The 11,305-nt window shown below is 39.9% G+C and carries 10 protein-coding genes; 6 read left to right on the forward strand and 4 right to left on the reverse strand.

Annotation, left to right across the window (positions count from 1 at the left end; genetic code table 11):
* The 3 genes from P8O16_RS17570 to P8O16_RS17580 all read left to right on the forward strand — a co-directional run bounded on the left by P8O16_RS17570 (nt 1) and on the right by P8O16_RS17580 (nt 3,944).
* Nucleotides 1–612: a tRNA-(ms[2]io[6]A)-hydroxylase gene (locus P8O16_RS17570; protein WP_300316801.1), complete on the forward strand. Its 612-nt coding sequence runs from the start codon at nt 1–3 to the stop codon at nt 610–612.
* A gap of 288 nt (nt 613–900) precedes the next feature.
* On the forward strand, nt 901–2,145 hold the full coding sequence (locus P8O16_RS17575; protein ID WP_300316803.1) for an ABC transporter permease: 1,245 nt from the start codon (nt 901–903) through the stop codon (nt 2,143–2,145).
* Between the two features lie 107 nt (nt 2,146–2,252).
* Nucleotides 2,253–3,944 carry a GMC family oxidoreductase gene (locus tag P8O16_RS17580; protein WP_300316805.1) on the forward strand — a complete coding sequence of 564 codons (1,692 nt, stop codon included), beginning with the start codon at nt 2,253–2,255 and terminating at the stop codon, nt 3,942–3,944.
* Nucleotides 3,945–3,951: 7 nt separating this feature from the next.
* On the opposite strand, the gene P8O16_RS17585 is transcribed toward P8O16_RS17580, so the two are convergent.
* Nucleotides 3,952–4,305, reverse strand: a complete 354-nt coding sequence (locus P8O16_RS17585; protein ID WP_300316807.1) for a DUF805 domain-containing protein — start codon at nt 4,303–4,305, stop codon at nt 3,952–3,954.
* A 277-nt stretch (nt 4,306–4,582) separates the two neighbouring features.
* On the opposite strand from P8O16_RS17585, the gene P8O16_RS17590 reads away from it, so the two are divergent.
* Together P8O16_RS17590 and P8O16_RS17595 are read left to right on the forward strand one after the other, a co-directional pair.
* Complete coding sequence (locus P8O16_RS17590; protein WP_300316809.1) at nt 4,583–5,872, forward strand: prolyl oligopeptidase family serine peptidase; 1,290 nt, start codon at nt 4,583–4,585, stop codon at nt 5,870–5,872.
* A 76-nt stretch (nt 5,873–5,948) separates the two neighbouring features.
* The gene (locus P8O16_RS17595; protein ID WP_300316810.1) at nt 5,949–7,022 is read left to right on the forward strand and encodes an acyl-CoA dehydrogenase; all 1,074 of its coding nucleotides are present in this window, start codon (nt 5,949–5,951) and stop codon (nt 7,020–7,022) included.
* A gap of 116 nt (nt 7,023–7,138) precedes the next feature.
* On the opposite strand, the gene P8O16_RS17600 is transcribed toward P8O16_RS17595, so the two are convergent.
* Nucleotides 7,139–8,401: a cystathionine gamma-synthase family protein gene (locus P8O16_RS17600; RefSeq protein WP_300316812.1), complete on the reverse strand. Its 1,263-nt coding sequence runs from the start codon at nt 8,399–8,401 to the stop codon at nt 7,139–7,141.
* 260 nt (nt 8,402–8,661) lie between these two features.
* Between P8O16_RS17600 and P8O16_RS17605 the strand changes: the two genes are divergently transcribed.
* A complete protein-coding gene (locus tag P8O16_RS17605; protein ID WP_300316814.1) occupies nt 8,662–9,123 on the forward strand; it encodes an Lrp/AsnC family transcriptional regulator in 462 nt (153 codons plus the stop codon).
* Between the two features lie 266 nt (nt 9,124–9,389).
* Here P8O16_RS17605 and P8O16_RS17610 read toward each other — a convergent pair whose 3' ends face one another.
* Both P8O16_RS17610 and P8O16_RS17615 read right to left on the reverse strand, forming a co-directional pair.
* Nucleotides 9,390–9,899 carry a hypothetical protein gene (locus tag P8O16_RS17610; protein ID WP_300316816.1) on the reverse strand — a complete coding sequence of 170 codons (510 nt, stop codon included), beginning with the start codon at nt 9,897–9,899 and terminating at the stop codon, nt 9,390–9,392.
* 172 nt (nt 9,900–10,071) lie between these two features.
* The gene (locus P8O16_RS17615; protein WP_300316818.1) at nt 10,072–10,779 is read right to left on the reverse strand and encodes a DUF6090 family protein; all 708 of its coding nucleotides are present in this window, start codon (nt 10,777–10,779) and stop codon (nt 10,072–10,074) included.
* Between the last annotated feature and the right edge of the window lie 526 nt (nt 10,780–11,305).

The following is an 11,305-nucleotide window of genomic DNA, read 5'->3' on the forward strand; positions in this document are numbered from 1 at the left end:
ATGAGCTGGGAGGAAACTACCAAAGAAAAAATGCTTCACTTGAAGCTTCCGACTGATCCAAGATGGGTAGGGATAGCTGAAATGCAAATCGAGGATATCTTGACCGATCATGCCTATTGCGAACAAAAGGCTGCGTCATCTTGTATCAGCTTAATTTTGAGATTTAATGATTTAGATGAGGTAGTGGATACTTTGACTCCGATTGTTGCAGAAGAGTGGGGGCATTTTGAGAGAGTAATGGAACAAATTCGAAAGCGGGGATTGAAATTTGGTTTTCCAAGGAAGGATGAATATGTAGTCGCGCTCGCTAATTTTGTGAAAAAAGGAGGGAATCGGATGCAGCAATTAACCGAGCAGCTTTTACTTAATGCCTTGATCGAGGCCAGAAGTTGTGAGCGATTCAAGTTGCTTTCGAAACATATTCAAGACGAGGAACTGAAGAAGTTTTATTATGAATTGATGGTTTCAGAAGCTGGTCATTATGTGACCTTTATTGAGTTGGCTAGAAGCTATCAAGAAGTAGAGAAAGTTAACGCTCGTTGGCAGGAATGGCTTACTTTCGAAGCTTCAGTACTAGAGGAGATAGGAGTACGAGCAGATCGAATGCATTGAAAGATGGAGGTCTTGGTTTTTTCGGTTTCCCAAAAGAAACTATTTGGAAGTAAGATTTAACCAAGTGTCGCTGCGTAGGAATCATTTCGAGACATTTGATTCTAGTTATGATCTATTTTATCCATATCCGTTGAAAAAGTTTATGTTCCTTTCAAAGAAGCCAAATAGTATTTTGAAATAAGGAATGTTAAAATTTAAAGTCTTAAATAGCCAAATCAAGCTGAATTGGTTATAATTAAAGGCATTTTCTAAAAAAATGAAATTAATCTGTTCTAATCCGAACACAATATGAATTTGATCGAAAATATTCGAGAAGCAGTAAACTCAATAAAGGTAAACCTCCTTCGGACTATCCTTACCGGGGCTATTATTGCGATAGGCATTTCTTCGTTGGTGGGGATGCTCACTGCAATTGATGGGATAAAGGCTCAGATAGCGGATAGTTTTGCAGGTTTGGGAGCAAACTCTTTCGAATTAAAAAATAAAGGTTTCAGTGGAGGGCGTGCTGTGACTGATGGTAAATCTGATAAGATCTATCCAAAGCTTACCTACGATGAAGTTATGGATTTTAAACAAGCCTACACAAGTGTTGGGATTTCCACGGTTTTTGTGTCTGTGACAGGTTCTTCCGAAGTGAAAAGAGGATCGAAAAAAACTAACCCAAATGTCAGGATCAGAGGAGTGGACGAAAATTACATGAGTATAAAGGCAATTGATCTTCAGGAGGGAAGAAACTTTAGTAATCTTGAAATCAGATATGGCAATAGCGTTGCTATTATCGGAAAAGAGCTGAAGGAGCTTTTATTTGAATCAAATGAAGAAGCTATCGGAGAAAAGATTTCATTTTTTGGGAGACCATATACGATTATTGGAGTCTTGGAGAAGCAAGGTAGTGTGGGGCCTGATTCCGGTGCGGATCGTCAGATTCTTATTCCTGTAGAGAATGCAAGTCGCCTGGATCAGCGTGGGACTTTTAACTACAACGTAACGGGTGTTGCCTCTGGCCCTGAGCGAGTTGACTATGAAATGGGACAAGCAATTGGGATGATGCGGAAAATCCGTCAGGATCGTGTCACTCAGGAAGATTCTTTTGATTTGACAAAAAGTCAATCTGTGGCTGAAAGTTTAGAAGAGGTCGCTGGCTACTTGAGAATTGGAGGTTTCGGAATTGGATTTATCACGCTTTTAGGAGCATCCATAGGTTTGATGAATATCATGCTTGTATCTGTGACTGAGCGAACCCGAGAAATTGGAATTAGAAAAGCATTGGGCGCAACCCCGTTAAAAATCCGTCAACAATTTTTGTTTGAAGCGATAATGATTTGTGTGCTTGGAGGCATTTTTGGGATGATTCTTGGAATAGGAATAGGGAATTTGATTGCGCTGGTAATTGGAGCTGGAGGATTTTTGATTCCATGGTTATGGATGTTTGTTGCCTTTTTGATTTGTATTGTAGTAGGATTGCTTTCTGGGTATTTCCCTGCTTACAAAGCCAGTAGGCTTGACCCTATCGAATCCTTGCGATACGAATAAATTTGAAATTTCTAAAGCATTTGAAGCCCGATGATAAAAATCATCGGGCTTTTTTACTAATTCGATTTTTTTATAGAAGTCTTAAAACAATCCCTTATTTTTCAAATATGAATACGCACGAATACGACGCCATTGTAGTAGGCTCTGGGATCTCAGGAGGATGGGCTGCTAAAGAGTTTTGTGAAAAAGGCCTAAAAACCCTTGTACTGGAGCGGGGAAGGGATGTTCAACATTTGAAGGACTATCCGACGATGACTGCTGCACCATGGGAAATGCCCCATCGTAACCAAATTCCTCGTGATCAAAAACTTGCAGATCCAGTAGTCAACCGTTGCTATGCCTATACAGAAGATACACAGCATTTTTTTGCGAAGGATTCGGATCACCCATATGTGCAGGAAAAACCATTTGACTGGATTCGAGGCTATCAGGTTGGCGGAAAGTCACTGATTTGGGCCCGACAGACACAGCGTTGGAGTAGATATGAGTTTGAGCGTCCAGGACGAGATGGTTATTCGATTGAATGGCCTATTGGTTATGCTGATGTCGCGCCTTGGTACAGTCATGTTGAGCGGTTTGTGGGGATTAGCGGAAATTATGACGGCTTGGATACATTGCCAGATGGAGAGTTTTTACCGGCTTGGGGATTGAATTGTGTGGAAAAGGAATTGCAGAAACGAATCAAAGCCGCATATCCAGATCGTGATCCGATTGGTGGGCGATGCGCTCATTTGACCAAGCCAAAAGAAATCCATCTCCAGCAAGGTCGGGGTCAATGTATGGCCAGAAATCAATGCTATCGAGGATGTCCATTTGGTGGATATTTCAGTAGCAATTCTGGGACTTTGCCTTGGGCTGCAAAAACAGGAAATCTAACACTTAGGCCAGATTCTGTGGTTCACTCATTGATATTTGATGATGAAAAAGGAAAGGTGACAGGTGTTCGAGTGATCGATAGAGTCACTAAAGAAGCCACAGAATATTTTGCGAAAGTAATCTTTCTGAATGCTGCCACCTTGAATACCAATCTGATTTTGCTCAACAGTACATCCAAGCGCTATCCAAATGGCTTGGGAAATGATTCTGGATTGCTAGGTAAATACGTAGCATTTCACAATTACCGTGGTTCTATGAGTGCAGATTTCGAAGGGTTTGAAGATAGCTATTACTTTGGCAGAAGGCCTACAACGATGATGATGCCTAATTTCCGTAATGTCAAAAAGCAGGATATGGATTTTCAGGGTGGATATATGCCTTTTTTTAGTGCCTCAAGAGGTCGAGGAAATGGAGTGTCTGATGCTGCCTTGGGTGCTGAACTGAAGCAAGCAAATACGGAAGTGGGCCCATGGCATGTCTGGATGATGGTTCAGGCCGAGACCGTTCCTAAAGAGACGAATCAAGTTTCCCTAAGTAAGGATCAAAAAGATGAATGGGGAATGCCGCTCCTGAAAATTGATGTGAGCTACGACGATAATGATGAAAAAGTCCTAGCTGATTTTTATGCTCAAGGTCAGGAGATGCTCGAGAAAGCAGGCTGCAAAAACATCAGAATTTCTGATAGTGGTCAAAATCCAGGTCTTGATATTCATGAAATGGGAGGGGTAAGAATGGGTAAGGATCCAAAAACTTCTTTGCTAAATGGATTCAATCAATTCCATGAGCTTCCCAATGTCTTTGTTACAGATGGAGCAGCAATGACTTCCACAGGAGTGCAAAATCCTTCACTTACTTACATGGCATTGACTGCTAGAGCAGTAGATTATGCAGTGAAGGAGTTGAAAAAAGGCACGCTATCTTAAAAAACGATTAAACTATATCTGTTTTTCTTGGATCTGGACCATATTTATTTAGTCCTTTTTGCCCTGGTTTGTACGCAAGCCAAATAAAACCAATGAAATTAACAGGTGGTGGAATTAATAAATAAAGTGCGTATTTCCAGTCCATTCCTATATCATGCAGTCGTTTGATTGCTTGGATAAGGAGTAAAATAATCGAAGCGATCAGGATAATTATGAAGGAAAAGAATATTGGCCAAGCTTCGCCATGATAGGATTGCCATATCAGCATAAGACTCAAAATGTTTGTAAAATAAAAAATCATGAAAAGTACTAGATAAAGTCTTCTCGTGATTCTTCCGGTAGGTTTTAAAAACGAATTCATAACTATTTAACAAGTTAAAAGCAATAATGTTTAAAATTTGCATGTTATAATTCTTTTTTGATTTTCCAAGTTAGATTTTGAGTATAAATAGTTTTGGATTTCACCTCCTACATAATTCTAGGGGATTTGTATTTTTAATATCATTATTATCACGCTTATCATTTTTACCAAACCTAATTTGCCTTATGAAATCGAGCATGACAAGAACCTCACACACTAGGATAATTACCAGAAATGCGAGATTCCATGTGGCCATTAAAAAACAAATTATAATCATATGAAAAAGTACTTATTCCTTCTATTTTACCTGCCGTTTTTATCATTTGCTCAGGCTAAATCTATTGATTTTCAAGCCCCACAAACTTATCATCTAATCATTGAAGGCTTTGATTGGGGTCCAGCTGCCAATAAAGTGGTGATAAAAATGAATCAGTCTGTAAAAGAAGTGAATGCATCTGATTTTGAGATCTATGTTAATCGGTCTTCGGATATCGGAGAGATTCCGGCCGGCCAAAAGGCAGGTAAAAGATCTGTCATTTTAGGCTATCCTTCGGATGAGTTTGGTAATAGAGTAGTAGAGGGGGGATATGCGACATTAGTTCTCGCTGTGAGCCCTGTAATGCCTTTGGGCTCTCCGATTCAATACATGCGAACAGGGAATCGAGGTGGTAATTTCTGGATTGACTATCAGATGACAATTTTGGATACCAAAACTGGTAATATATGGAATGAAGAATCAGGGAGATCTCGCCCGATTGTAGATGATTTTGCTTTGGACGGTAAATTCACAAAAGACAATACCACATTGACTTTTGCTGCTTTTACACCTAAATCAAGTTCCGAAAAAGCTCCGCTTATTATCTGGCTACATGGAGGAGGAGAAGGAGGATCAGATCCTACCATAGCACTTATGGGGAACAAGGCATTTAATTATGCTTCTCCTGAAATCCAGATGTTATTCGGAGGAGCCTATGTACTGGTTCCCCAAGCACCAACTTTCTGGATGCAAGCAGCTGAAGGGATGACTCGTGGGCAAACTAATGATATTTACAATGAGGCCCTTTTTGCCTTAATCCAAGACTATGTCGCTAAAAACCCGAAAATTGATCCTTCTAGGATCTATGTCGGTGGCTGTTCCAATGGAGGCTATATGTCTCTTAAATTAATCCTTGAGCATCCTGATTATTTTGCAGCTGGATTTATCAGTGCATTGGCTTACAATAATCAATTTGTTACAGATGCGCAGCTACAAAAAATAAAGAATGTGCCGATGTGGTTTGTTCATTCTAAGGATGATCAAACGACGAAGCCTGCAGATACTGTTGTGCCTCTTTTCGATCGCTTGAAGAAAGCTGGTGCGAAGAATGTTCACTTCTCATTTTATGATCACGTGACAGATATTACGGGGTTTTATGGAGGAGATGACTATCACTACAACGGTCACTGGTCTTGGATCTACTCGCATTCCAATATGGCACGAACTGAGTTGGACGGAAGCCCCGTCCTGCTTGATGGTCGACCGGTGACGATCATGGAGTGGATGGCCGCGCAGCGGAAAAAGAAATAACTCAAAAGCCGGATATTATCCGGCTTTTTGCATTTAATGTTTACCTTCTTTTTCGATCTCTTCGTAAACTTGTTTGATGGAAAATCTCGAAATTTTTAATAATGAATTGGCCAAAAAGGCCGCTCAAATTGGTAGACTCCCAAATGAGTGGTTAGAAGAAATCCATCTTCAAAACTACTTTAAACTTTTTATCCCAAAAGAATTGGGAGGGCTAGATTTAGAATTGACAGAAGGGCTTTTACAAGAGGAAAAGTTGGCTTCTCTTGATGCAAGTCTAGGCTGGACTGTGACACTCTGTGCCGGAGCAGGCTGGTTTGTTGGTTTTATGGAAAAGGAAATGCGAGAAGAGTTAGCAAAAGAACCCAGGCTTTGTCTCGCTGGAAGTGGTTTCGTAGGTGGGAAAGCAGAAAAAATGGGAGATTCTTACCGTATTTCAGGAAATTGGACTTATGCCTCAGGAGCTTTCCATGCCAGTCACTTTACGGCGAATTGTGAACTCTTTGAGAATGGTAAAGCAATTTTAGATTTCAATCAAAAACCTGTCGTTAAGGCTTTTATCCTTCGAAAATCTGAAGTGGAAATACTTGACAGCTGGAATTACATGGGAATGATTGCAACAGGAAGTCATGCTTTTCGATGTGAAGACTTAGCGGTTCCGACTTATAGAAACTTCGAGATTCTTCCTGAAAAAACAAAACTTCCTGACCCGATCTATCGCTATCCATTTTTGCAGTTTGCTGAGGCAACGCTAGCCGTGAATATTCTAGGGATCAGCATACATCTTCAGGAATTGATTGAGAAAAGTTTTTGGAAGCGGAATGAAACCCGATCTTATGAAAAAAGGCAAATTGAATACTTTCAAAAGGTTTTTGCCAAAGAATCGAAAGGAATTCAGTCTTTGCGAAGTGACTTTTACCATGCTGTCGAAAGTTCCTGGATTCAACTAATTGAGGAAAGGGAAATCTCTGCATCAGATTTGAAAAAAGCCAGTCGGATCAGTAGAAAACTTACTCAGGCTTGTCGCTTATCAAATGCAAAACTTTACCCATTTGCTGGATTAGAAGCCGCAAAAACTCATACTGAACTCAATCGGGTATGGCGGGATTTTAATACGGTAAGTCAGCATGCGCTCTTGATTTTTCCTTTTTAGACGAGGCCTTTCTTTTAGTAAAAGAGCAGAGCCATACAAAGCTGCCAATCTCTTGATTGCTTTGCTAGACTCCGCTAGTGGTCAATAAAATTTTTTACCCTTTCAAGGTTCTGTTTTTATTTAATCTCTTTAGAACTTTGATTGATCCCATTGAATATATCCAATAATAGGTCATCAGCATGTTCTATTCCAACAGAGAGTCGGATTAGCTTGTCTGAGATTCCCATTTGGGCCCTTGCTTCTTTGCTCATTCCTATATGTGTCATCGCAGCAGGTAGTTGTACTAAGCTTTCAGTGCTACCTAGACTTACTGCCAACTTGATCAACTTGAGGCTGTTCAAGAATCGGAATGCTTCCTCTTCTCCACCTTTCAATTCGAAAGAGATCATGGTTCCTGCTGAGGAGTATTGTTGAGCATAAATATCATATGCTTTGCTTCCAGGAGTCAAATGTCCAAGAAAGCTTACTTTTTCAACTCGTGGATCATCCTTCAAGGCATCTGCAATCTTCTGGGCATTTCTAGCTTGTTGGTCCAATCTTACTTTCAAGGTTTCTAGACTCCTGATCAGCAACCAACAGGTATGAGGACTGGCCATATTTCCCAAAAAGGTACGCATAACTTTTAGGCGGTGAAGCAATTCTGCTTTCCCAAGGACTGCACCTGCAATCACATCGCTATGTCCACCAATGAATTTTGTAGCGGAATAAACCACAAGATCTGCTCCATGGTTTATTGGGTTTGACCAAAGTGGTCCCATGTAGGTATTATCAACTGCCAGTGAGACTGTGGCTTCTTTCGTACTGAAATGATCCGCAATCTTTTTGTAAAGCCTGATATCAAAAAGATCATTGGTTGGGTTGGCTGGAGTTTCCAGATAGATAAGTTTTAATCGGTCCTTTCGGCCGCTTGATTCCACTTTAGAGATTACCTCTTCGTAAGAGTCATTTGCCCTTACGGCTATGCTTTGTACTCCTTGGCGGGTGAGATAATCTTCGATGAAATGACTTGTGCCACCATAAGTGGGCATACTGTAAACCAGTAAATCGCCGGGCTTTAGAAATTCTAAAAATACGGTGCTGATAGCCGCCATTCCACTTTCAAACATCGCGCAATCGTCTTCTTTATTCCAGAGGCAAAGTCGCTCTTCCAAAATTTGAAGATTGGGATTATTGATTCGACTGTAAATCAATCCTAGATCTTCTTGGTCTTTTTTCTCCCGAAGCCCATATGCGACTTCAAAAAATGATTTTCCTTCCTGAGCGGTCTTGAACACAAATGTCGAGGTTAAAAACATCGGTGGTTTAATCGCTCCTTCTGAGAGTTCTGGCTTATAGCCAAAAGACATCATTTGACTTTCGGGTTGCAGGCTGTTTTTCATATTTGTAGGGTATTATTGTCCTGACAAAAATACAAAAGACCGATTTTTGAAACTGAGAAAGCTCACATATCAGGAAATATACCTGTATATTTATAAAATTTAGGTTTAAAGTACTTTATTTGGCTACCCAACTCATACAATCAGGAAGGATTACGTCATGAAATCGATCATGGCCAAAAAATCACACACTGAGATAATTAAAACCTATCCCTAATTTCTCCTGATAGTTATCGGTATAACCTCTAAAAAAAATTAAACACATGAAAATTGATGATATCGATCGACATCTTCTCCAGCTACTGCAGGAGGATTCGAAAGTAAGTGTAAAGGACCTAGCCTCTAAACTTGGGTTGACCAAGACTCCTGTCTATGACCGGGTCAGAAGGCTGGAGGAAAGTGGTATGATTAAAAAGTATGTGGCAGTTCTTGAGCAATCCATGCTTCCTTCCTACATGGTTATATTCTGTTCGGTCTCTTTGGAAAGTCAGAAATTAGAATCCATAGAGTCCTTCAGAGATGCAGTATTGAAATTTCCCGAGGTGTTAGAATGCTATCTAATGGGAGGAGCCAATGATTTTCTGTTAAAGCTGATTGTAAAGGATTTGAATGATTACCATTTGTTCTCATCAGGAAAGCTGGCGGCTTTGAGTAATATTTCAAAAATTCAGAGCTCTTTCGTACTCCATGAGATTAAAAACTCAACTATCCTTCCTATTTATTAGCAGTAGAAAAAGTGATAAAATCTGAAAGGCTTAAATGATTGAAAACAGGCCTATAGAGGTGGTAATTCTAATGAACTCTTTTCCTGCATGCGGATCTGAGTTGTTTTAATTCGGTTATACGGAAGTATCCCATTAACCATTTTTATTTACTGGAAGGGAGATCGAAGACCGAGAAAGCCATCATTCAGATTTCAAAAATATTTTTTGAATCTCTAATTTGTTTTCTGACAAAGTGGGGTCTATGCATTTATTTTTGTGCAGAAGTTTTACTCCTTCGTTAAAAAATCAGCTACCACAGCGCTCTTTTCGGACTCCATTTCGCAGGTCCAACTGTCGATCCACCATCTGCCATTTTCAAAGTGTAGTTGGATGCTATTTAGTCCTCGGATAGCCGAAGGAGTATTCGGTTCGGTTCTGATTTCAAAGGCACTCCATACTTGGGCTAGATTTCCAAACTGACTTACTTTTCTTTTTAATTCTTTCTCGTAAAAATCCGATTTTGGTGATAAGGCCAATGGGACGTATTCTGCTTCCAGAGAATGTGATTCAGGGATCCCGTTTTCATCTAACCTAGTTATCACTGCCTTTTTAGAATGAATATATTGGTCTCTTTCAAATTGCCAAGGGTCATTGCTCGAGCCTGAGATCACATCATAATATGCCGCTATGATAGCATCCAGCGATTTGACATCTTTCCCATATTTTTCATCAGGACTTTGTGCAAAAATTGAGGAACAAGCTAAAAATGCAAGTGTAACTAGTAGGATTCTTTTCATATGATTATAATTTAATTTTTAAAGGCCATAGGGAATCTTCGCAGCACTTAATCATCCATGTGAGTGACTTTTTGGTAATGCTCGATTTCATATTTCTATATTTCTAAAAATGTTTTAAGAAATAAGTATCGCTTGTTTTAGCCTATCTGTTGCTGTGATTAGCAATTGAAAGCTAATCATCCTTTGATTTATCCTCAATTTCTAAAATTAATTTCTTGGTCCGTTTTAGTAATTCCTTTCTCACTTCGTTTACTACTTCAAGTACAAAAATTTTAGAAGTGAGTACTGCATTTAATTCAATTTTCAATTGATTATCATCAGTTTGATCCCAAAATGAATCCATGATTTGCCCATTGATTGCGTTTTGGGGGCTATTCAAGGGGTATTTTTGGATATAATCCTTCCCAACATCAGCAGCTAGCTTAATGTTGAATTCAGATCCTTTGAGAACAAATAATTGAAAGGCGTTATGTTCCTGAATTTTTTTAGCAAAATCCCGTTGCAGTAAATCGATATGGCCTGTTGCAATAAGTGCATTGAAGGTGCTCAGATTTAATTCATTAGTAGGGTTAAAATAGGGTAGGAATTCATACCGTGCTATTTTTTTAATGGTGTCAGTGTTCGCCGTGGGAGATGAAAGCCGTTTTGCTAATGCTAAATTCTTAGCTAATTCCATTTCAAAACCCCCTATCAGATTATCAAGTGCTTTCACGTCATTTTCTAAATCTGCTTGCAGTGATTTTATGTAACTGTTTGCCACCCGTTGTCCTTTAACCTGCTCATTCCAATTATTAATCTGTAGGGCGATCAATATCCCAAAAACCACAAGAAAAATCTCACCAATCGCATATTTCAAATACTTTCCAGTGTTGTTTTCCATAAGTAAGTTTTGACGAATTTTCCGAAAGAATTTTATCATTGTTTAGTGGTTGGTTATAATGAAGCACAACGGTCGGCAGCTAAGAAACGTGGGGCAATTCTGAGCAATTTCCTGTCCACCGTAGATAAAGTTAATTCGGGGAACAAACCTTTCGGGTTCCACTGACTGCCCCATGTTTTCTTAGGTGCTGTGTGTGCCCAGCATGGGCATCTGGTATCGAAGATACCAAATTATTCCAGAGGGTGGAAGTCCCTTACAGGCGAGTTGGTGAAGCCTGTTAGTAAGCCGCAAGCTGGTTTGCCGTGAGGCATGCAGTGAAGGAAGCGGGACTACAAAATCCGGTACTGACGAACAGGATCTGGATACGGAGGCTATTTAAGTCGGATGAGGTAACACACCATACTGACGTCCAAAGGTTGGGTAACCAACAGGTGCTTAGATGGTAGATCCAGTGGATATTGAGGGAAGGAATATGCTCTTACCTGGGGAGGTCTCTGGATGTCGTGAACATCCAAGAGAAGTCAGC

The sequence above is a fragment of the Algoriphagus sp. genome (assembly GCF_029254265.1).
Classification (GTDB): Bacteria; Bacteroidota; Bacteroidia; order Cytophagales; family Cyclobacteriaceae; genus Algoriphagus.